At 67.0% G+C, this 19,972-nt stretch carries 21 protein-coding genes; 18 read left to right on the plus strand and 3 right to left on the minus strand.

The window, feature by feature from the left end:
* Nucleotides 1-146 precede the first annotated feature (146 nt).
* The 4 genes from BCR55_RS30465 (at nt 147) to BCR55_RS09075 (ending at nt 2,459) form a co-directional block, all read left to right on the plus strand.
* Entirely contained in the window at nt 147-335 is a 189-nt protein-coding gene (locus tag BCR55_RS30465) for a hypothetical protein (RefSeq protein ID WP_006407080.1), read from the plus strand.
* Nucleotides 332-925 carry a PAAR domain-containing protein gene (locus BCR55_RS33370; protein WP_223852575.1) on the plus strand — a complete coding sequence of 198 codons (594 nt, stop codon included), beginning with the start codon at nt 332-334 and terminating at the stop codon, nt 923-925. The genes BCR55_RS30465 and BCR55_RS33370 overlap by 4 nt, the downstream gene beginning before the upstream one ends.
* Before the next feature lie 111 nt (nt 926-1,036).
* Nucleotides 1,037-1,854, plus strand: a protein-coding gene (locus tag BCR55_RS30475) for an IS5-like element IS402 family transposase (protein ID WP_085964347.1) whose coding sequence is annotated in 2 segments (ribosomal slippage) — nt 1,037-1,385 and nt 1,385-1,854 — 819 coding nt in all. Because the reading frame shifts where the segments join, the coding sequence is not laid out codon by codon here.
* The gene (locus BCR55_RS09075; protein WP_065494486.1) at nt 1,851-2,459 is read left to right on the plus strand and encodes a type VI secretion system amidase effector protein Tae4; all 609 of its coding nucleotides are present in this window, start codon (nt 1,851-1,853) and stop codon (nt 2,457-2,459) included. The genes BCR55_RS30475 and BCR55_RS09075 overlap by 4 nt, the downstream gene beginning before the upstream one ends.
* 509 nt (nt 2,460-2,968) lie before the next feature.
* Here BCR55_RS09075 and BCR55_RS09085 read toward each other — a convergent pair.
* Both BCR55_RS09085 and BCR55_RS09090 read right to left on the minus strand, forming a co-directional pair.
* Nucleotides 2,969-3,817, minus strand: a complete 849-nt coding sequence (locus tag BCR55_RS09085; protein ID WP_053296790.1) for a tetratricopeptide repeat protein — start codon at nt 3,815-3,817, stop codon at nt 2,969-2,971.
* 8 nt (nt 3,818-3,825) lie between these two features.
* Nucleotides 3,826-5,895, minus strand: a complete 2,070-nt coding sequence (locus BCR55_RS09090; protein WP_053296791.1) for a bifunctional 2',3'-cyclic-nucleotide 2'-phosphodiesterase/3'-nucleotidase — start codon at nt 5,893-5,895, stop codon at nt 3,826-3,828.
* Between the two features lie 339 nt (nt 5,896-6,234).
* Here BCR55_RS09090 and BCR55_RS09095 point away from each other — a divergent pair, with 339 nt between their 5' ends.
* The 10 genes from BCR55_RS09095 to BCR55_RS09140 all read left to right on the plus strand — a co-directional run bounded on the left by BCR55_RS09095 (nt 6,235) and on the right by BCR55_RS09140 (nt 15,400).
* Nucleotides 6,235-7,359 carry an ABC transporter permease gene (locus BCR55_RS09095; protein ID WP_012212635.1) on the plus strand — a complete coding sequence of 375 codons (1,125 nt, stop codon included), beginning with the start codon at nt 6,235-6,237 and terminating at the stop codon, nt 7,357-7,359.
* Complete coding sequence (locus BCR55_RS09100) at nt 7,356-8,234, plus strand: ABC transporter ATP-binding protein (RefSeq protein WP_006408950.1); 879 nt, start codon at nt 7,356-7,358, stop codon at nt 8,232-8,234. The genes BCR55_RS09095 and BCR55_RS09100 overlap by 4 nt, the downstream gene beginning before the upstream one ends.
* 12 nt (nt 8,235-8,246) lie before the next feature.
* Entirely contained in the window at nt 8,247-9,176 is a 930-nt protein-coding gene (locus BCR55_RS09105) for an MlaD family protein (RefSeq protein ID WP_006408952.1), read from the plus strand.
* Between the two features lie 55 nt (nt 9,177-9,231).
* Entirely contained in the window at nt 9,232-9,855 is a 624-nt protein-coding gene (locus BCR55_RS09110) for an ABC-type transport auxiliary lipoprotein family protein (RefSeq protein WP_065494934.1), read from the plus strand.
* Between the two features lie 19 nt (nt 9,856-9,874).
* Nucleotides 9,875-11,026 carry a VanZ family protein gene (locus BCR55_RS09115; protein WP_045594368.1) on the plus strand — a complete coding sequence of 384 codons (1,152 nt, stop codon included), beginning with the start codon at nt 9,875-9,877 and terminating at the stop codon, nt 11,024-11,026.
* A gap of 188 nt (nt 11,027-11,214) precedes the next feature.
* Nucleotides 11,215-11,532, plus strand: coding sequence for a ferredoxin (locus BCR55_RS09120; RefSeq protein ID WP_006407072.1), 318 nt, complete (start codon nt 11,215-11,217; stop codon nt 11,530-11,532).
* A gap of 13 nt (nt 11,533-11,545) precedes the next feature.
* Nucleotides 11,546-12,190, plus strand: a complete 645-nt coding sequence (locus BCR55_RS09125; RefSeq protein WP_006407071.1) for an alpha/beta hydrolase — start codon at nt 11,546-11,548, stop codon at nt 12,188-12,190.
* A 609-nt stretch (nt 12,191-12,799) separates the two neighbouring features.
* Nucleotides 12,800-14,116 carry a D-alanyl-D-alanine carboxypeptidase family protein gene (locus BCR55_RS09130; RefSeq protein ID WP_006407069.1) on the plus strand — a complete coding sequence of 439 codons (1,317 nt, stop codon included), beginning with the start codon at nt 12,800-12,802 and terminating at the stop codon, nt 14,114-14,116.
* A 49-nt stretch (nt 14,117-14,165) separates the two neighbouring features.
* Entirely contained in the window at nt 14,166-15,092 is a 927-nt protein-coding gene (locus tag BCR55_RS09135) for a D-amino acid aminotransferase (protein ID WP_006407068.1), read from the plus strand.
* Nucleotides 15,092-15,400 (plus strand): YbeD family protein, encoded by a 309-nt coding sequence (locus tag BCR55_RS09140; RefSeq protein WP_006398148.1) that lies wholly within the window; start codon nt 15,092-15,094, stop codon nt 15,398-15,400. Before BCR55_RS09135 ends, BCR55_RS09140 begins: the two co-directional genes overlap by 1 nt.
* On the opposite strand, the gene BCR55_RS09145 is transcribed toward BCR55_RS09140, so the two are convergent.
* Nucleotides 15,384-16,430, minus strand: coding sequence for a transcriptional regulator GcvA (locus BCR55_RS09145; RefSeq protein WP_006407067.1), 1,047 nt, complete (start codon nt 16,428-16,430; stop codon nt 15,384-15,386). The genes BCR55_RS09140 and BCR55_RS09145 overlap by 17 nt on opposite strands.
* A gap of 102 nt (nt 16,431-16,532) precedes the next feature.
* Between BCR55_RS09145 and BCR55_RS09150 the strand changes: the two genes are divergently transcribed.
* The 4 genes from BCR55_RS09150 to tauA all read left to right on the plus strand — a co-directional run bounded on the left by BCR55_RS09150 (nt 16,533) and on the right by tauA (nt 19,947).
* Complete coding sequence (locus tag BCR55_RS09150; RefSeq protein WP_012212640.1) at nt 16,533-16,859, plus strand: DUF2917 domain-containing protein; 327 nt, start codon at nt 16,533-16,535, stop codon at nt 16,857-16,859.
* Between the two features lie 84 nt (nt 16,860-16,943).
* Nucleotides 16,944-17,690: a lipoyl(octanoyl) transferase LipB gene (gene lipB / locus BCR55_RS09155; RefSeq protein WP_053296792.1), complete on the plus strand. Its 747-nt coding sequence runs from the start codon at nt 16,944-16,946 to the stop codon at nt 17,688-17,690.
* A complete protein-coding gene (gene lipA / locus BCR55_RS09160) occupies nt 17,683-18,675 on the plus strand; it encodes a lipoyl synthase (RefSeq protein ID WP_006407064.1) in 993 nt (330 codons plus the stop codon). Before lipB ends, lipA begins: the two co-directional genes overlap by 8 nt.
* 255 nt (nt 18,676-18,930) lie before the next feature.
* Nucleotides 18,931-19,947: a taurine ABC transporter substrate-binding protein gene (gene tauA / locus BCR55_RS09165; RefSeq protein WP_006412685.1), complete on the plus strand. Its 1,017-nt coding sequence runs from the start codon at nt 18,931-18,933 to the stop codon at nt 19,945-19,947.
* Nucleotides 19,948-19,972: the final 25 nt, after the last annotated feature.

Genomic DNA, 19,972 nt, shown 5'->3' on the forward strand with positions numbered 1-19,972 from the left:
TCGAACAGTGTGTCCGTTATTGCGTAACCGTACTGCAGCGGGCCTTATTGATAAGTATTTCGAATTCGTCTCATTGAGCTTCCTTTCTTGATTGCGCAAATTTGGGTGCGGCAACTTTCGCCGAGTCGTCGAGAAAGGAGATTCCGATGAATAACAAGTGGGCGGTGCCACCCCATCTTTTTGCCACCAACGGCGCGTTTACCGAACGCGTTGCTAGCGCACAGGATAACGGCGACACCTCTATGGACAGTCCGGACCGTAACGGTCCTATATCTGCCGAAACCTTCACGGTCGTGAAACGTGCGGCCGTGATTCGCCGAGGTGGCACAGAATGATTCGCTATTTTCTCGCTAAGGGTGATCGAGGCGGTAGCGCGGTGATTATCGAAGGGCTCGAGACTATGACCTATTCGAACCCGCCGCCGAGCGTGAATATCGCCACGCTTTATATGAAGACTTACTGCTCCGCCTGCAATCAGGAAGGGTTTATTTCACCGACAGGGGTACGCTGGCCAGGCACCGCGTCGAACGGCCAGCCATGGGCGCTGAGCGGCGATATCAATGTCTGTGGGTGCAATCCGCCGCCGGTTTTCTATGCCGAACGTAACATGATGATGGTCTTCGAATCGCACGAGAGAGCGATGCTGGAGGCAGCCAAAAGGGTCTCGGCTGCAAGTGTTGCGATGGTCGAAGAGGCGCCGGGGGCACAGGTCGATATATGCGCCAGTTTCGACGAACAGGTGCGTGTTGGCATCGGTACCACGATACCGCGGAGCTACCCATACCTGATCGAAATGAGTAACGGGCGTACCGTCGCGGGGCGCGTGAACAGCAATGGCCTGTTGCCGCGAATTCATTCGGAAAGAGCCGACAGTTACACAATTTATTGGGGCGAAGACGCCCTGCTGCACAAGGGGTGGACGTGATGCCAAACAGGCCGACAACGATAAGAGACGGTTTCAAAAAGGCCCGGTGGGGCTGTTAACTTGCGCGGCGAGCTGTTAACCTCAGGCATCGGAACAACTGAGACCGAGGAGATGGCCAAGCCGATCATTGACGACGAACTGTGGACATTGATCGAGCCGTTATTGCCGCCACCCAAGCCGCGGCGCGAGAAAAACCCAGGCCGCCTGCCTGTTTCGAATCGCGCCGCGCTGACCGGCATCCTGTTCGTTCTCAAGACCGGACTGCGCTGGCGCGACCTGCCCGCCGAGATGGGCTGCGGCTCGGGCGTGACTTGCTGGCGACGGCTACGCGATTGGCAGGCTGCGGGCGTATGGGATCGCCTGCACGAATTGCTGCTTGCGAAGCTGCGAGCAGCAGACCAAATCGATTTCTCGCGAGCCGCAGTCGATTCCTCATCGATTCGCGCCGTTGGGGCGGGCCAAAAACTGGGCCAAACCCCACCGATCGCGCGCGACCAGGTTCTAAGCACCACATCGTCACCGACGCCAATGGCACGCCGCTCGCGGCGATCCTGACCGGCGCGAACGTTCACGATGTCACGCAGCTGCTGCCGCTGATCGATGCGATTCCGCCAATTCGTGGGTTGCGCGGCCACCCACTGCAGAGACCGCGCGTGGTCTACGCCGATCGCGGTTACGACTCTGAGCGGCATCGACGCGCGTTGCGCGATCGCGGTATCGAGCCGGTTATCGCCAAGCGCCGCACCGAACATGGCAGCGGCCTTGGAAAATATCGCTGGGTCGTTGAACGCACGCATGCCTGGCTGCATCACTTCCGTCGTCTCCGCATTCGTTTCGAGCGCCGTGCAGACATTCACGGCGCGTTCCTCAAACTCGGTTGCTGCCTGATCTGCTGGAATACCCTTCGGCGGGCCGACCAGTCTTTATGAAACCGTCTCTAAGAACGAACACGACACCTGATTCCATCAAGGGCGTGCAACTGAGGGCGATAACATTCAAGGAACTGTGGGACGCCTATCCGTCGGGAAATCCCTATGAGAATCCCGCGTATACCAACCAATGTGCCATTCGCATGAGCGTTGCCTTTCATCGCGTCGGCATCGAAATGAAGTCTTTCTCGTCAAGGCTGATCAAACCGCTTGGGGGGCAGTCAAGCATCGGAAGGATCCTGCTCGATGGGAAAGCGACCGCCACGCGCGCCAACGAGCTCGGCGCGTGGTTGGAATTGCAGCCGTTCGCGGGGTTGGGGAGGAGCGAGGACATCACCGGGCGAGACTGGGAGACGAAAATTGAAGGTCGAACCGGTATTGTGATGTTCGACGGTTATTGGGCCCGAGCCGGTGAGCGCGCGGAAAACGCCAGTGGCGGGCATATCGATCTTTGGAACGGCGCGCGGCTGACCATAAGCGGTCCGCTCAACGCATTAGCCGTGATGGGGCGTCTGCTCGGCCGGCGATCGTTTCGGCCGGGAAGTGCAATGGGCTGGTCCGACTTGGGAAATGCGAATCGAATCCTGTTCTGGGAAGTACGATGAGGCGTCAGGGCGTTGCGATTATCTTCGGGATACTCGGACTGGTCAGTTGGTGGGGGTGGGCCGGTGTCGATATCGAGATCTGTCAGCGCTTCCCGCAGCACTGTATGACGCGTGGCTGCAAGGAAATTGGCGCGTGCCCGGTCGGTTTCTGGGAGGGGCTCGGGTTTCTCTCCTCCATTTTCGGTCCATCGGTCCTGTTTTATGTCGCAGCCGTATCGTTCGGAAGCAGGCGACGTAACGCGACTCAATGGGCAGTCTTGTTGAGCGCGCTCGTGGCCGCGCACTGGCTGACGATGCTGTCGATCAGGCTGATATAGGCGACGTTCGGGTAGCGTGTCCTATGTACTGCGGGGCTCGCCGGCCGGCGCGTTCGCGCATCGACCGGTATGTGCCCCGCACCCCGTGCATCGATCGCGCTCGAGGGCAATCGATGCGCAGGGCGTCAAGTCAGGTGCGGCGGGCTATCGCCGTGCGGCGGCCCGCGCCGGACGGGGCAGCTCGCTGAGCTATCACGGCCCCACTACCGGATGCTTCAACGCATGCGCGGTCTCGATCCACTGCGCATGGAACGCGTCCGCATCGGGCCGCAGCCCGAGTTCGCCGTTGCGATACGCCATCGCGAGCGTTTGCACGGCCTCCGGTAGCTCGTGCTCGGCCGCGCGCCGATAGAGCGCGAGCGCGCGCGCTTCGTCGCGCGGCACGCCGCTGCCGTCGCGGTAGGCGTTCGCGAGCATGAAATCCGCGGCCGGAATTTCCGCTTGCGACGCGATTTCGAACCAGCGCGCGGCCTGCACGGGATCGGCCGCCGTGCCGTAGCCGCTGCGATAGATCAGGCCGAGGTAGTACGCGGCGGCCGCGTCGCCGTGCTCGGCCGCGGCGCCGAGCAGCGCGCGGGCACGTGCATAGTTCTTCGGCATGTCGCCGCTGCCGAGCAGCAGTGCCTTGCCGAGCGCCAGCTGCGCGCGCCGCGCGGCCGGCGCGTTATCGGCGCCTTGCGCCTGCGCGGCCGTTTCCAGCCAGCCGCGCCCTTCGTCGCGCAGCCCCGGTTCGCGCGCGGCGACGAGCGCGATGCCGAGCGCCGCCTGCGCGGCGCCCGAGCCCGCGCGCGCGAGATCGCGCAAACGCGCGAGCGCATGCGGCTCGGCGGCCTGCGCGACCATCGCCTGCCATTCGTCGAGTTGCGCGGCGCTCGGCGTGAGGGCGGTCGTGCTGCGCCAGCCGGCGGCGGCGACGGCGATGGCGACGGTTGCCGCGGCCGCCGCGAGCAGCGCGGCGGGCGGCAGCTTCACGCGCAGCAGGCGACGCGCCGCGGCGGCGAAGCCGGTTTCGGCCGGCCGCATCGTCCGGATCGGTTGCATTGCATGCCTCATTGCGTCAGGTCGATCTCGTAGGTCGCGAGGTTCTTGCCGGAGCCGTCGTCGGCCGCGACCTGCGTGATGCCGGTCAGGCCGGCCGCGGTGGCGTCCGCGACGCGGTTCGGCGCCGATGCGAACCGCACGTGCGCGACCGAGCTCGCGAGCTTCGTGAAGCGCCAGCTGCGATGCGAGCCGTCGGTCGCGCGCGCGATCGTGCCGCGCTGCTTGATGTAGGCGATCAGCACGTCGCGGTTCGCGTCCGGCGACGCAAAGATCGTCTTGCTGCCGTCGAGGCCCGGGAAGTTGCCGCCGCCGCTCGCGCGGTAGTTGTTCGTCGCGACGATGAACTCGGCGTTCGGATCGATCGGCGCGCCCTTGTACGTCAGGTTCCGGATCCGGCTGCCGACCGGCTGCGTGACGTCGATCTCGTACTTGAGGTCCGTCGACGTGAACATGTCGAAGTTGTAGCCGGGGAAGCTGCTGACGAGCGGCTGCACGGTCGCCTTGGTCGGATCGATCGTGTTGAAGCGCTTCGCGGCCGTCTCGAGCCAGTTCTTCACGTCGGCGCCGTTCACCTTCACCGCATACACGGTGTTCGGATACAGGTAGAGGTCGGCCGCGTTGTTGATCGCGAGCGCGCCCGGCGCGACGTCCGTGTAGTCGCTGCCGCCGCCGAAGCCGCTCTTGAACGGCGCGCTGACCGACAGCACCGGCAGCGACGCGTATTGCGGCAGGTTCGCCTGCACGTAGCGCGCGACGTAGTCGGCCTGCGCGTCGTTGACGATCTGGATCGCGCCCGGATCGCCGACGTCCGCGAAATACGTGTTCATCCGGTAGTCGGTCGAGCCGATCGGCGTCTTCACGTAGTCGATGGTCGCCTGATGTTCGGCGGCGATCGCGGCCGCTACCGACGGATCGGCGGCGACGTAGCTCTTGTCCGCGTTCTGGATCGGGCGTGCCTCGACGGTCGTCTGCGACTTGTCGACGGTCCACGTCTTGCCGTCGAACTTCAGGCCGAGCTTGATCACGCCGAGGTGCTTGCCCCAGTAGTTCGCCATCACGGTCGGCACGCCGTTGACGGTGCCCTTGACCTTGTCGACGCCGGGCAGATTGAACTGCGGGACCGTGCTCGTTGCATCCGGGAACACCTGGTGCGAATGGCCGATCAGCATCGCGTCGATGCCGGGCACGGTCGACAGCCACCAGCTGCCGTTTTCCATCGTCGGCGAATAGGCGGAATTGTCGAGGCCGCCGTGCGAGATCGCGACGATCAGCTCGGCGCCCTTCGCGCGCATCTCGGGGATGTACTTCTGAGCGGCTTCCTTCAGCCCCGTGGTGTAGACCTTGCCGTCGAGCCAGCGCTTGTCCCAGTTCATGATCGCCGGCGGCGTGAAGCCGATGATGCCGACCTTCACCGGCGCGCTGACGGTCTTGCCGTCGGGCGTGGTCGCCGTCAGCGTGCGCGTGAGGATCGTGTACGGCGCGAACAGCGGCTCGCCGGTCTTCGCGCTGATCACGTTCGCGAGCACCTGCGGGAAGTTCGGCCCCGCGCATTTCTTCTGCTGCGCGGGGGCGGGGAGCCCGTCGACGTCGAACGTGCTGCCGGTCACCTGCGACAGATACGGCAGCCCGTAGTTGAATTCGTGATTGCCGATCCCGCCGCCGTCGAATTTGGCCGCGTTCATCACCTTGTAGATCGCCAGCGTCTGATCGCAGCCGATCGGCTTCACGAGCGCCTGATAGTCGGACAGCGCGGTACCCTGGATCGTGTCGCCGTTGTCGAGCAGCAGCGTGTTCGGATACTGCGCGCGCGCCTGCGCGATCAGCGTCGACACGCGCTCGAAGCCGAGCGAGTTGTCGGCGGCGAGCTTGAAGTAGTCGTACGACAGCACGTTGGTGTGCAGGTCGGTCGTCTCGAGCACGGCCAGCGTCGCGGTCGTGCCGGCCGGCGCCTGCGCCGGCTGCTGCGACGCGGGCGGCGACGTGACGTCGTCGCCGCCGCATGCGGCGAGGGTGAACGCGACGCTCGCGAGCGCGGCGGCGGCCGGCACGCGACGGCGGGGAAGCGCGGGGAATCGCATCGAATGTCCTGTTGGGTGTTTTATCGTGACGAGGTGCGCAACGAGATGGCGGCGCGGGCGCCGACGGCCTGAGGTGCGGCGCGTGAGAGTATCGAAAGCGAACGTGACGGCAGAATGAAAGGCGCCGTCGAATCGGCGCTCGAATCGGTGCCGCCGCCGCCGCCGCCGCCGCCGCCGTGCCGGAGCGCATTGCGCCGCGATGCGGCGGCCTCGGCCCGGCATCCCGCCCGCGCCGCCGCCGGCAGTCCGGGCGCGCGTCGGCGCGCGGAAATCCTCACGTCGCGGCGCCGGACGGTTCGCTACAATGGCCGCTGTCATTCATTTGCAAACAAACCGCCCTTGGACTTCGAGACCCCTCCCGGCCTGTCGGTCGACGCCGGCGGCCAGGGCCAGACCGTGCGCCTGACCGGCCAGTGGACCGCGCTCGCCCTCGCCCGCAATCGCGGTGCGGTGGTGCGCCGCGCCGAGAGCGTCGCCACAGGCAGCGTGAGCGAATGGGACTTGTCCGGCATCGGGCGGCTCGACCACGTCGGCGGCCAGGCGCTGTGGCGCGTATGGGGCCGCAAGCTGCCGCCGGGCATCGCGCTCACGGCCACGCAGCGCACGATCTTCGAGCGCATCGAACGGCTCGACAGCCAGCGCGAGGCGCCCGAGCGCATCGTGCGCGTCGGGCCCGTCACGCGGCTCGGGCTGATGCTGTTCGCGTTCGCCGAGCATCTGCACGGCGGCATCGCGATGTTCGGCCGTGTGATCCTCGACGCGCTGTCGGTGCTGCGCCGCCCGCAGACGATGCCGTGGAAGGAAACGTCGGCGAACATCTACAGCGCGGGCGCGCAGGCGCTGCCGATCACGGCGCTTGTCGCGTTCCTGATCGGCATCGTGCTCAGCTATCTGTCCGCGCAGCAGTTGCAGATGTTCGGCGCGAACCGCTACATCGTGAACATCCTCGGCCTCGCGGTGATTCGCGAGCTCGGCCCGGTGCTGTCGGCGATTCTCGTCGCGGGCCGCTCGGGCTCGGCGATTACCGCGCAGATCGGCGTGATGCGCGTGACCGAGGAGCTCGACGCGATGCGCGTGATGGGCATTCCGCACGGGCTGCGGCTGATCCTGCCGCGCGTGCTCGCGCTCGGTGTCGCGATGCCGCTGCTCGTGATGTGGACCAACATCGTCGCGCTGACGGGCGGCGCGCTCGCCGCGAAGATGGTGCTCGGCATCGACGTCAACTATTTCGTGCGCTCGCTGCCGGGCGTCGTGCCGATCGCGAACCTGTATATCGGTCTCGGCAAGGGCGTCGTGTTCGGGATGCTGATCGCGCTCGTCGCATGCCATTTCGGCTTCCGGATCAAGGCGAACTCGCAGAGCCTCGGCGAAGGCACGACGACCTCCGTGGTCACGTCGATCACGGTCGTGATCCTCGCGGACGCGGTGTTCGCGATCCTGTTCCAGAACGTGGGGCTCGGATGAGCGTATCGAACGAACCGGCTTCGCCTTCCGCCGTGGCCGACGCGCACGACGATCGCGTGATCGAGGTGCGCAACCTGACCAAGCGCTACGGGCGCAACATCGTTCACCAGAAGCTCGATTTCGACGTGCGGCGCGGCGAGATCGTGTCGATCGTCGGCGGCTCGGGCTCCGGCAAGACGACGCTCGTGCGGCAGATCCTGGGCCTCGAGCGGCCGACGTCGGGCACGATCAAGGTGTTCGGCCAGGACACGTCGACGATCGACGCGGCGAGCGCGCGGCTGATGCGCACGCGTTCCGGCATGCTGTTTCAGCACGGCGCGCTGTTCTCGTCGATGACGGTGTTCGACAACGTCGCGCAGCCGCTGCGCGAGCTCGGCCGCGTGCCGCCGGACCTGCTGCACGACATCGTGATGCTCAAGCTCGAGATGGTCGGGCTGCCGTGCAAGCACGCATCGAAGATGCCGGCGGCGCTGTCGGGCGGGATGGTCAAGCGCGTCGGCATCGCGCGCGCGATCGCGCTCGAGCCCGAGCTGCTGTTTCTCGACGAGCCGACCGCGGGCCTCGATCCGCAGGCATCCGACGAATTCGTCGAGCTGATCGCGACGCTGCACCGCACGCTCGGGCTGACCGTCGTGATGGTCACGCACGATCTCGACACGATGGTCGCGCTGTCGACGCGCGTCGCGGTGCTGGCCGATCGCAAGGTGCTGGTCGCCGCGCCGGTCGAGGAGGCCGCCAACGTCGATCATCCGTTCATCCACGAGTATTTCCTGGGGCTGCGCGGACGCCGCGCGCTGCAGGCCTTGCCGCCCGAGCGGCGCGCGAAGCTGCCGAAGGCGGCCCTCGAACCGGCGCTGTCGAGCGTCGAGCTGTAAAGGAACCCGCGAATGGAAAACAAATCACATGCGTTCTGGGCCGGCCTGTTCACGATCCTGCTGACGCTCGCGATCGTGGGGGCCGTGTTCTGGTTCAACGTCGACCGTACGGTACGCGTGCCGTACGACCTGATCGCGCGCACCAACGTCACGGGGCTGTTCCCGGACGCCGCCGTGCGCTTTCGCGGCCTCGACGTCGGCAAGGTGCAGTCGATCGGCTTCGACCGCTCGCATCCGGGGCAGATCCGGATCCGGATTCTCGTCGATCACGACGCGCCGATCACGCAGTCGACGTACGGCAGCCTTGGTTTTCAGGGCGTGACGGGCATCGCGTTCGTGCAGCTGGAGGACACGGGCCGCGATCTGTCGCCGCTGCCGTCGTCGCCGAAAGCGATCGCGCAGATCCCGATGCGTCCGAGCCTGTTCGACCAGCTCCAGTCGCGCGGCGACGTGCTGCTGCGGCAGCTCGAGCTCGCCGCGAAGAGCGTGAACGAGCTGATGTCGCCGGAGATGCGTGAGCAGCTGCGCGCCACCGCCGAGAGCCTGCAGCACGCGGCCGACGGCGTGACGACGCTGTCGAAGCAGCTCGGCCCGGCCGTGACCGCGCTGCCAGGCACGATGACCGAGGTGAACCGGACGATGGCGTCGGCGAACCGGCTGCTGCAGCCGAACGGGCCGCTCGTCGCGAATCTGAACAAGGCCGGCACGGCCGCCGAGCAGGTCGGCACCGCGCTGAACGACCTGAACGCGCGCGTGCAGTACGACACGCTGCCGCGCTTCAATGCGCTCGCGGGCAGCGTCGGCGATGCGTCGCGGCAATTGAAGGACGTCGCCGGTGAACTCGGCCGCAATCCGAGCAGTCTGCTGTTCGGTTCGCCCGGCCCCGCACCGGGCCCCGGCGAATCGGGCTTCGTGTGGCCCGGCGCGGCCGCCGGCCATTGACGCGCGGCCGTGCCGCGCTTTGCAACCGACCATTCGATTGATGCAGGAATACGCCATGTCCCGACTCCTTGATCGCGCGCTGCGCCCGGCCGCGACCGTGCTCGCGGTGCTGACGCTCGTGCTCGCCGCCGGCTGCGCGGCCGACCGCGCGGCACTGTCGAACATCCGCTACGACCTCGGGCCGGCCACGCCGGTCGGCACGGTCGGCAGCGGTCCCGCGCTGAAGGTGCTCGACGTGTCGGCGCCCGAAGCGTTCGACTCGGACAAGTTCGTCTATCGCCTTGCGTACGCGGATGCGCAGCGCATGGCCGTCTATCGCGACAGCCGCTGGATCGCGCCGCCCGCGCAACTGCTCACGCAGCGGCTGCGCGGCGCGCTGTCCGCGCGCGGCGCGGTGCTCGAAGGCTCGGACGGCGTGCGCGCGCCGACGCTGAAGGTCGACCTGAGCGAGTTCGAGCAGGTGTTCGACGGACAGTCGCAGAGCCACGGCGCCGTCACCGCGCGCGCGACGCTGATGCAGGACGGCAAGGTGCTCGGCCAGCGCACGTTCGTCGCGCGCGCGCCGTCGAGCACGCCCGATGCGGCGGGCGGCGCGCGTGCGCTCGCCGCCGCGAGCGACGAGCTCGTGTCGCAGATCGCCGCATGGGTCGGCGTGCAGGCCTACGCAGGCACGCCATGACGTGCGACGCGCGGCGGCGATGAACGCGCCCGGCACGCATCGCGCGTCGTCGCTCGCGCGGCAGGCATTTGCCGCGTATGCGGCGCTCGTCGTCTACGCGTCGCTGTACCCGTTCGAAGGCTGGGTGTCGTTCGGCATCGGTCCGTTCGACTATCTGTTCGCGCCGATGCAGCGCTACGTGACCGCCTTCGACGTGGTCACCAACGTGCTCGGCTACATGCCGTTCGGCGCACTCGCGGTGCTCGCGCTGCATCCACGGCATCGCGGCATCGCCGCGACGCTGATCGCGGGCGTGCTCGGCGTGCTGCTGTCGGGCGCGATGGAAGCGCTGCAAACCTATCTGCCGACGCGTGTCGCGTCGAATCTCGATCTCGGCGCCAATGCGCTCGGCGCGCTGCTGGGCGCGGCGCTCGTCGCGCCGGCTACGGGCGCGCTGCTCGACCGCGGCGCGCTGCGGCGGCTGCGCACCGCATGGTTCGAGGCCGACGGCGCGACGCCGCTGCTGCTCGCCGCGGTGTGGCCGTTCGCGATCCTGTTTCCGTCGCCGTTCCTGTTCGGTATCGGCGACTGGCCGGCCGCGCTGTGGGCGCGTGCGGATGCGTCGATGCAGGACGCGCTGCTCGCGTGGCTGCCCGCCGCGTGGCACGTCGGCGAATGGCCGGAGCGCGTCGACGGCTGGCTGTCCGACTCCGCGTGGGAGGCCGTGATCGGCGCGCTGATGCTGTTCGCCGCACTCGCCGTCGCATCGCTCGCGATGCGGGCGCAGGCGCCGCGGATCCGGCTGCTGGCCGCCTTCCTCGGCGCGGCGCTCGTGCTGAAGGCGGCCGCGACGTTCATGCAGTCGGCGACGGGGCTCGTCGTCGTCTGGGCGACGCCCGGCGCGCGGCTCGGCATCGAGCTCGGCTTCGCGGCGGCGCTCGTCGCGCTGCGCGTGCCGGCGACGTGGCGCGCGGCGCTCGCAGCCGTCGCGCTGCTCGCGGGCATCGCGCTCGTCAATCTGCTGCCCGTCAATCCGTTCTTCGATTTCACGCTGTCCGGCTGGCGGCAGGGGCGCTATGTGCACTTCAACAGCCTCGCGCGCTGGCTCGCGTGGATCTGGCCGTACGCGGCGCTGATCTGGCTCGGGCAGCGCGTCGAGCGCGCGTGGCTGCCGGCCTTCGCGCGCCGGTGACGGGCGGCGGGGGCGGGCAGCCTTCGTCGGTGGCGGGCAGCCTTCGTCGGTGGCGGGCAGTCGGGCGGACAGCGGTGCAGGCAGCGGCGCGCGCCGCTCGTTATAATCGTCCGCACCGTCCGAGCGCCGCGCAACGGCGTTCCGCCCACCATCCGTCCGGCATCGCCGGGCCGCTCGTCGTCATCACCATGGATTCCTACTACCAGCACCACGTCTTCTTCTGCCTGAATCAGCGCGAGCCCGGCGCCGACCGCCCGAGCTGCGCGCAATGCGACGCGCAGACGATGCAGGAATACGCGAAAAAGCGCGTGAAGGAACTGGGCCTCGCCGGCGCCGGCAAGGTCCGCATCAACAAGGCCGGCTGCCTCGACCGCTGCGAGGAAGGGCCGGTGATGGTCGTGTATCCGGAAGGCACGTGGTACACGTACGTCGACAAGGCCGACATCGACGAGATCGTCGAGTCGCATCTGCGCGACGGAAAGATCGTCGAGCGCCTGAAGATCTGAGCGGGCCGGCGTCATGAACGTACATACGCAGAAATCGCTGATTGCCGGCCCGGTCGGGCAGATCGAAATCGCGGTCGACATGCCCGACGCGGTGCGCGAAGGCAGCGCCGCGCCGCGCGGGATCGCGCTCGTCGCTCACCCGCATCCGCTGTTCGGCGGCACGATGGACAACAAGGTCGCGCAGACGCTCGCGCGCACGCTCGTGCAGCTCGACTATGTGGTCTACCGGTCGAACTTCCGCGGCGTCGGCGCGACCGAAGGCGTGCACGACAACGGCATCGGCGAGGCCGACGATCTGCTCGCGGTGCTCGCGCACATGCGCGCGCAGCCCGCGTATGCGGACCTGCCGCTCGTGCTCGCGGGCTTTTCGTTCGGCACCTTCGTGCTGTCGCATGTCGCGAAGCGGCTGCGCGACGCGGGCGAGGCGATCGAGCGGATGGTGTTCGTCGGCACGGCCGCGAGCCGCTGGCAAGTGGCCGACGTGCCGGAGAACACGCTCGTCATTCACGGCGAACTCGACGACACGGTGCCGATCGCGTCCGTGTACGACTGGGCGCGCCCGCAGGAACTGCCGGTCGTCGTGATTCCGGGCGCCGAGCATTTCTTCCATCGCAAGCTGCATGTGCTGAAGCGCATCGTCATCGATGCGTGGCGGTAGACGGTATAGCGGCCTGCATTCGAAACCGCGCCGTGCTTCGAGCGACATCGTGTCGCGCTCGAAGGCACGGCAGCCGAGCGAAGCGACGTGCTCGAGGCGGCGATTTCATTCCTTTTCCGATCGCTGTTCCATCTTTGTCGTGCCGTCCGTCACGCTCCATCTTCCGCTGCCGCCGTCCTGACGGGACAAGCTTCTGGCCGCGCGTGTGCGCCTATAAAAACCTGTACGCGCATTCATGGCGGCTTACTCGCGGGTCGGTCGAGTCGCATTGCAAATGGCATCTCCACCGAGTTGTCGCGCGATGCGGCCGCACGATGCCTGCCGGCCGCATGCACGGCCTTTCATCCTCCGCTTCGCGAAAACGCGTTTCGCGGCCACGTATAATGGCCGCATTTCGCGTCGCCCGCGGCCCGGCTGGGCCCATGCGGCGCTCGTTTCGCCGCCGCTTTGCCCGCTCGCGACGGCCGCGAACCGAACGCGTCCGCACGAGTCCAACCGGCGCGTTTCGCGTCGTCCGAGGTATCGGGCGAGTGCCCGAAACGCCTGCCGCCTTGCCGTTCAACCGTGCGCGTTTCGCGCCGCACTTTCTGCCATCAGCCTGAATCGATCATGCGTCTGTCTTCCCAAGGCCTCAAGTCCCTCGCTTCCTCCATCGCCTTCGGCACCGCCGCGCGCAACGTCGCGCTCGGCGTGATGCTGCCTGTCGCGCTCGCGTCGACGATCGTCGTCGCCGAGGCGAAGCCGGCCGCCAAGGCCAAGGCCGCGCATGCGGCGCCGGCCGCCGCCGAGCAGTCGACCGGCGCACCGGCGACTTTCATGCCGGGCGCAGTGCCGCCGCCGGGCGTGAACGCGCGCTCGTGGGTGCTCGTCGATGCGACGAGCAACACGGTGCTCGCCTCGGGCAATGCGGACGAGCGTGTGGAGCCGGCGTCGTTGACGAAGCTGATGACCGCGTACCTCGTGTTCGAAGCGCTCGACAAGAAGAAGATCTCGATGGAGCAGATCGTCACGCCGAGCGAGGCCGTGCGCCGTGTCGGCCGCGACGAGTCGCGGATGTTCATCGAGGCGAACAAGCCGGTGTCGGTGCACGACCTCGTGTACGGGATGATCATCCAGTCGGGCAACGACGCGGCGATCGCGCTGGCCGAACTGGTCGGCGGCAGCGAAGCGCAGTTCGTCACGATGATGAACGACGAGGCGCAGCGCCTCGGCATGAAGGGCACGCACTTCGCCGACGTGAACGGCATGCCTGACCCGAACCACTACACGACGGCCGGCGACCTCGCGAAGCTGTCCGCGCACCTGATCCGCGATTTTCCGCAGTACTACGGCATCTTCTCGGAGAAGGAATTCAAGTACAACAACATCCGCCAGGGCAACCGCAACCGTCTGCTGTGGCTCGATCCGACCGTCGACGGCCTGAAGACCGGCCACACGCAGGCAGCCGGCTTCTGCCTGATCTCGTCGGCGAAGCGCCCGATTCCGGGCGCTTCGGACGCACAGCGCCGTCTGGTCGCCGTGATGATGGGCGAGCCGAAGGAGAGCGACCGCACGCAGGACAGCATGAAGATGCTGAACTACGGCTATAGCGCGTTCGACGCGGTGCGCCTGTTCAAGGGCGGCCAGGCGATCTCGACGCCGCGTCTCTACAAGGGCAAGGAGAACACCGTGCAGGTCGGCGTCGCGAGCGACCAGTGGGTGACCGTGCCGCGCGGCCTCGGCGACAAGGTCAAGCCGGAAGTCGACGTCAACGCGCCGCTGATCGCGCCGCTCGCGCAAGGACAGCAGGTCGGCACCGTGAAGGTCGTCGCCGACGGCAAGACGCTGTCCGAATTCCCGGTCGTCGCGCTGCAGGCCGTGCCGGAAGCGGGTATCTTCGGCCGTATCTGGGACTCGATCCTGCTGATGTTCAGCAAGAAGAAGTAACGCGCGGCGGGTCTTTCTTTCGACGACTTCATCCCCATCTGGTATAGCCATGAGCCCAACCGAATTCGAACCGATCGTCTATCTGAGCGTAGCGTCTCAAGAAGAAATGGTGCCGCTGTCGCAAGCACGCGTGCCGGTGCTCGATCGCGGATTCATCTTCGGCGACGGCGTGTATGAAGTCGTCCCCGTCTATGCGCACGACGGCGCGCACGTGCCGTTCCGGATCGCACAGCATCTGGAGCGGCTCGAGCGCAGCCTGAAGAAGATCGGCATCGACAACCCGCACGACGCGGCGGGCTGGCGCGCGCTGATCGAGCGCCTCGTCGACGCGAATGCGCAGGCGCTGGGCGACAGCCACGCGCTCGTGTACCTGCAAGTGACGCGCGGCGTCGCGAAGCGCGGCCATGCGTTCCCGGCGAACGCGGTGCCGACCGTATTCGCGATGACGAGCCCGCTGCGGCTGCCGTCTGCGGAGGAGCGCGCGAAGGGTGTGCGCTGCGTGACGGCCGAAGATCGGCGCTGGCTGCATTGCGACATCAAGTCGACGTCGCTGCTCGGCAACGTGCTGATGGCACAGCATGCGGCCGAGCGCGACGCGTTCGAAACGGTGCAGCTGCGCGACGGCAACCTGACCGAAGGATCGTCGTCGAACGTCTGGGTCGTGAAGAACGGCGAGCTGTATGCGCCGCCGCGCAGCAACAAGATCCTCGAGGGGATCCGCTATGCGCTGCTCGAGGAGCTCGCCGACGAATGCGGCATCCGCTTCATCGCGCGCGAGATCAGCGAAAGCGAGCTGCGCGCCGCGGACGAAATCCTGATTACATCGGCGACGAAGGAAGTGCTGCCGGTGACGTCGCTCGACGATCTGCCCGTACAGGGCGGCAAGCCGGGCCCGGTATTCGCGGCGTTGTACGACGCGTACCAGCGCGCGAAAGCGCGCGAGTTTGAACAGTTTGACCTTTCCCGGAGGAAGTGATGAGCGAACCGACCAAAACCGTCGAGGTGACTGGCGCGATCGAAACGCCGAAGGAGTCGCTGCTGGAGTTCCCGTGCGACTTCCCGATCAAGATCATGGGCAAGGCGCACCCCGAGTTCAAGGACACCATCTTCAAGGTCGTGAGCGTTCACGACAACGAGATCGACCTCGAGAAGATCGAGGAGCGCGCGTCGAGCGGCGGCAACTATACGGGGCTGACCGTCACGGTGCGTGCGACGAGCCAGGAACAGCTCGACAACATCTACCGCGCGCTGACCGGCCATCCGATGGTCAAGGTCGTGCTGTAACGGCCGATGCCGCGTGCGTTTCGTCCTCCGTTCCGCCGGTGCCGGCGGAACGGGCGGCAATCCCCTTCCACCCGCCTTCTCGCGCACACTCCTGCGGACACTTGCCGGCCGCACGCCGCGCATCGAGTTCGTCGCAGAGCAGCTTGAACTGCGCGACTTCCTGAAGAATCCACGTCCTGAATGCCTGCACGCGCGGCGTACCGAGCAGCGGCGGCGGGCACACGAAGAAGTAGTGCCACGGGCTCGGCCCGTCGATGTCGAACAGCCGCACGAGCCGGCCGTCGAGCAGATCGTGCAGCGCGAGCGAGCGGCGCACGAGCGCGATGCCCTGACCCTCGATTGCGGCCTGCAGCAGATTCGACGAGTCCTGATAGAGAATGCCGCGCTTCGGTTCGGTCAGCGTATCGAGGCCCGCCGCGTCGAACCACGGGCGCCACAGCTCGTCGTCCGAGCGCAGCAGGTTGTAATGGACGAGATCGGCGGGCGTCTGTGGCAGCTTGCCGCCGTTCAGCGTCGGCGCGCACGCCGGAAAGAACGCCTCGTCGAGCAGCGGCTCGACATACAGCCCCGGATAACTGCCGAAGCCGAAGCGGATCGCGAGATCGACGTCGTCGCGTGCGAAGTCGGTCAGCGCATTCGTGGACTGCAACTCGACGTCGATTTCCGGATGGCGTTCGATGAACGTGCCGATCCGCGGCGTGACGAAGCGCGCGGCGAACGACGACAGCATCGACACGACGAGCCGGCGATCGCGGTCGCTCGCGCGCACCTGGCGCGTCGCGTCGGCGAGCATCATCAGCGCGGTGCGGACCTGCTGCGCGTAGCGCATCCCGGCGTCGGTCAGGCACAGACGCTTGCCGTTGCGCGTGAACAGCTTCACGCCGAGCTCGTCTTCGAGCGCGCGCACCTGATGGCTGACCGCGCCGTGCGTGACGAACAGTTCGTCGGCGGCGCGCGAGAAATTCTCGTGCCGGGCAGCGGCTTCGAACGCGCGAATCGCGTTCAGCGCGGGCAGCTGGCGCAGGTCCATTTGCTAATTTTCCTCACATCGACGTGAAAATTGGTCGTTTGGTCGGACGTGTCGCAATGACTACGATTGTAGCCATCGAAGCGTTTTTTGGCGGAGTCGATCATGCAAGAAATTTCCACAAGCGTCACGTTCGAGATTCCCCCCGGCGAAACGGTGCCGATGAAGGTGCAGCGCAGCACGCGGCTGACGGTCCAGTGCGGGCCGGTGTGGGCGACGCGCAGCAACGATGTCGACGACTACTTCCTCGTCGACGGCGAGACGCTGCGGCTGCGTCGCGGCGAGCGGCTGTGGCTCAGCGCGGAAGGCGGGCAGAGCGCGTGCGTCGCGTTTTCGGTGTCGCGGCCCGCGAAGGACGTCGCGCTCGGCGGACTCGCACGGCTGCGCGAACGCGTGAGCGCGCTGTTTCACGACGGCTGGCGAACCGTCTGACGCGCGCTTTCCTCGGACGGATCGCCGCGATCCGTCCCTTTCCGCGGCCGGCGAGACCCATGGGTTTTCGGTAAACTACCGCCCATGTCCGTTTCGCCGGTTGCCATTGTGTCCACGCCCGTCGCCGCTCCCGAATCGTCCGCCGCCGTCGCGGTCCCGCCGGTCGTCGTGCGCTGGCGCGGCGTCGAGCCGTACGAGACGAGCTTCGACGCGATGCGCGCATTCACCGACGCGCGCACGGCCGACACCGTCGACGAGATCTGGATCGTCGAACATCCGCCCGTCTACACGCTCGGCCAGGCCGGCGATCCGGCCCATCTGCTGGTGGCCGATAGCGGCATTCCGCTCGTGAAGGTCGACCGCGGCGGGCAGATCACCTATCACGGCCCCGGCCAGATCGTCGCCTACCTGCTGCTCGACTTGCGCCGGCGCAAGCTGATGGTGCGCAGCTTGGTGACGAAGATCGAGGAGGCCGTGATCGAAACCCTCGCGGCGTATAATCTCGCTTCGGTCCGCAAGGCGGGCGCGCCGGGGATCTACGTGGCATCCGGCGTGCACGAGGGCGCGAAGGTTGCCGCCCTCGGCCTGAAGATCCGCAACGGCTGCAGCTATCACGGGCTGAGCCTGAACGTGAAGATGGATCTGCGCCCGTTTCTCGCGATCAATCCGTGCGGCTATGCCGGACTGGAAACCGTCGACATGGCGAGCCTCGAGGTTGCCGCCGACTGGAACGACGTGGCCCGCACGCTGGTGCGGCGTCTGATCGCCAACCTCGACGGCGAATCCGCGGCCGCCGACACGCCGCACGCACTGGAACATTCGAATGACTGACGTTACCGCTTCTCCCGCACCGGCCGATTCGGCCGCGACCCCTGCGTACGACCCGACCGCCAAGCAGAAGGCGCAGGCGAAGACGGCGCGCATTCCGATCAAGGTCGTGCCGATCGAGAAGCTGAAGAAGCCCGAGTGGATCCGCGTGAAGGCGGCCACCGGCAGCTCGCGCTTCAACGAGATCAAGACGATCCTGCGCGAGCACAACCTGCACACCGTGTGCGAGGAAGCGAGCTGCCCGAACATCGGCGAATGCTTCGGCAAGGGCACGGCGACGTTCATGATCATGGGCGACAAGTGCACGCGCCGCTGCCCGTTCTGCGACGTCGGCCACGGCCGTCCCGATCCGCTCGACGCCGACGAACCGAAGAACCTCGCGCGCACGATCGCCGCGTTGAAGCTGAAGTACGTGGTGATCACGAGCGTCGACCGCGACGACCTGCGCGACGGCGGCGCGGCCCACTTCGTCGAGTGCATCCGCGAAGTGCGCGAGCAGTCGCCGGAAACGCGCATCGAAATCCTGACGCCGGACTTCCGCGGCCGCCTCGACCGCGCGCTGTCGATCCTGAACGCGGCGCCGCCCGACGTGATGAACCACAACCTCGAAACGGTGCCGCGCCTGTACAAGGAAGCGCGCCCCGGTTCGGACTATGCGCACTCGCTGAAGCTGCTGAAGGACTTCAAGGCGCTGCATCCGGACGTCGCGACGAAGTCGGGGCTGATGGTCGGCCTCGGCGAGACCGAAGAGGAAATCCTGCAGGTCATGCGCGATCTGCGCGCGCACGACGTCGACATGCTGACGATCGGCCAGTATCTGCAGCCGTCCGAGCACCACCTGCCGGTGCGGGCGTACGTGCATCCCGATACGTTCAAGATGTACGAGGAAGAGGCGTACAAGATGGGCTTCACGCACGCGGCCGTCGGCGCGATGGTGCGCTCGAGCTATCACGCCGATCTGCAGGCGCATGGGGCGGGGGTGGTTTGAGCGTCCGCGCTGCCTGTTCTGCATGAAGTCGTGCAACCGAAAAGCCCGCAGCGATGCGGGCTTTTTCATTGGTGCGGCCGCCAAGCGCGTATTCGCACGACAATCGCCACTCGACCGGACGCGCGATCCAATTCAGCGTGAAAAGCAAAGCTGAAACGCCGTCGATAGCTTCGCAGGATAAGTTCGCTCCCGCCGCGCGCAAACCTCCTATAGTCGGCTCTCCGCCGCAACACCCGCATTCCGAAGGAGAGCCGCATGTCCCGTTTCAGCTTCGTCCGCCGCGCCGTCGTCGCGCTGACCGCCTTCGCCGCGCTCGGCGCGGCACACGCCGAATCGCGCGAAGTCGTGATCGCGTATCAGGACATGGTCGTGCCGTGGCGCTATGCGCAGGCGAGCGGTGAAGTCGAAAAGGCGACCGGCTACAAAGTCACGTTCCGCAAGCTCGACAGCGGCGCCGACGTGATCCGCGCGCTCGCGTCGGGCTCGGTGCAACTCGGCGAGGCAGGTTCGAGCCCGATCGCGGCCGGCTTGTCGCAGGGGCTCGACATCTCGCTGTTCTGGGTGCTCGACAACATCAACGACGCGGAGGCGCTCGTCGCGCGCAACGGCTCCGGCGTGACCAGCATCGCGGCGCTCAAGGGCAAGAAGATCGGCGTGCCGTTCGTGTCGACCTCGCACTTCCATACGCTCGTCGCGCTGCAGGCCGCGGGCGTCAATCCGAACGACGTGAAGATCGTCAACCTGCGTCCGCCCGAAGTCGCGGCCGCATGGACGCGCGGCGACATCGATGCGACCTACATCTGGGATCCGGTGCTCGCGAAGGTCAAGCAGTCGGGCACGGTGCTGACGACGTCGGGCCAGGTCGCGAAGGAAAGCGGCAAGGCGACCTTCGACGGCTTCGTCGTGAACCGCAAGTTCGCGCGCGAGAATCCGGAGTTCGTCACGCGCTTCGTCAAGGTGCTCGCCGCGGCCGACGCCGACTACCGCGCGCATACGGCCGCATGGAAGGTCGGCTCGCCGCAGGTCGCGGCCGTCGCGAAGGTGTCGGGCGCGAATGCGCAGGACGTGCCGGCGAGCCTCGCGCTGTACGCGTTCCCGACGCCGGCCGAGCAGGCATCGTCGACCTGGCTCGGCGGCGGCGCGCAGTCGGGCGCCGCGAAATCGCTCGCGGCCACGGCCGCGTTCCTGAAATCGCAAGGCACGATCCAGACGGTGCTGTCCGACTATTCGGTCGGCGTCGATCCGCAGTTCGTGCAGAAGGCCGCGCGCTGAGCGCGGCGCCGATCGCGGAGCCGTC

This window comes from Burkholderia sp. CCA53, assembly GCF_001685525.1.
GTDB lineage: Bacteria > Pseudomonadota > Gammaproteobacteria > Burkholderiales > Burkholderiaceae > Burkholderia > Burkholderia multivorans.

Excerpts from the sequence above, each read along its gene's own strand:
- BCR55_RS30465 (WP_006407080.1), top strand. The coding sequence starts at position 147 with ATGAATAACAAGTGGGCGGTGCCACCCCATCTTTTTGCCACCAACGGC.
- BCR55_RS33370 (WP_223852575.1), top strand. The coding sequence starts at position 332 with ATGATTCGCTATTTTCTCGCTAAGGGTGATCGAGGCGGTAGCGCGGTG.
- BCR55_RS09075 (WP_065494486.1), top strand. The coding sequence starts at position 1,851 with ATGAAACCGTCTCTAAGAACGAACACGACACCTGATTCCATCAAGGGC.
- BCR55_RS09085 (WP_053296790.1), bottom strand. The coding sequence starts at position 3,817 with ATGCAACCGATCCGGACGATGCGGCCGGCCGAAACCGGCTTCGCCGCC.
- BCR55_RS09090 (WP_053296791.1), bottom strand. The coding sequence starts at position 5,895 with ATGCGATTCCCCGCGCTTCCCCGCCGTCGCGTGCCGGCCGCCGCCGCG.
- BCR55_RS09100 (WP_006408950.1), top strand. The coding sequence starts at position 7,356 with ATGAGCGTATCGAACGAACCGGCTTCGCCTTCCGCCGTGGCCGACGCG.
- BCR55_RS09105 (WP_006408952.1), top strand. The coding sequence starts at position 8,247 with ATGGAAAACAAATCACATGCGTTCTGGGCCGGCCTGTTCACGATCCTG.
- BCR55_RS09110 (WP_065494934.1), top strand. The coding sequence starts at position 9,232 with ATGTCCCGACTCCTTGATCGCGCGCTGCGCCCGGCCGCGACCGTGCTC.
- BCR55_RS09115 (WP_045594368.1), top strand. The coding sequence starts at position 9,875 with ATGAACGCGCCCGGCACGCATCGCGCGTCGTCGCTCGCGCGGCAGGCA.
- BCR55_RS09120 (WP_006407072.1), top strand. The coding sequence starts at position 11,215 with ATGGATTCCTACTACCAGCACCACGTCTTCTTCTGCCTGAATCAGCGC.
- BCR55_RS09125 (WP_006407071.1), top strand. The coding sequence starts at position 11,546 with ATGAACGTACATACGCAGAAATCGCTGATTGCCGGCCCGGTCGGGCAG.
- BCR55_RS09130 (WP_006407069.1), top strand. The coding sequence starts at position 12,800 with ATGCGTCTGTCTTCCCAAGGCCTCAAGTCCCTCGCTTCCTCCATCGCC.
- BCR55_RS09135 (WP_006407068.1), top strand. The coding sequence starts at position 14,166 with ATGAGCCCAACCGAATTCGAACCGATCGTCTATCTGAGCGTAGCGTCT.
- BCR55_RS09140 (WP_006398148.1), top strand. The coding sequence starts at position 15,092 with ATGAGCGAACCGACCAAAACCGTCGAGGTGACTGGCGCGATCGAAACG.
- BCR55_RS09145 (WP_006407067.1), bottom strand. The coding sequence starts at position 16,430 with ATGGACCTGCGCCAGCTGCCCGCGCTGAACGCGATTCGCGCGTTCGAA.
- BCR55_RS09150 (WP_012212640.1), top strand. The coding sequence starts at position 16,533 with ATGCAAGAAATTTCCACAAGCGTCACGTTCGAGATTCCCCCCGGCGAA.
- lipB (WP_053296792.1), top strand. The coding sequence starts at position 16,944 with ATGTCCGTTTCGCCGGTTGCCATTGTGTCCACGCCCGTCGCCGCTCCC.
- lipA (WP_006407064.1), top strand. The coding sequence starts at position 17,683 with ATGACTGACGTTACCGCTTCTCCCGCACCGGCCGATTCGGCCGCGACC.
- tauA (WP_006412685.1), top strand. The coding sequence starts at position 18,931 with ATGTCCCGTTTCAGCTTCGTCCGCCGCGCCGTCGTCGCGCTGACCGCC.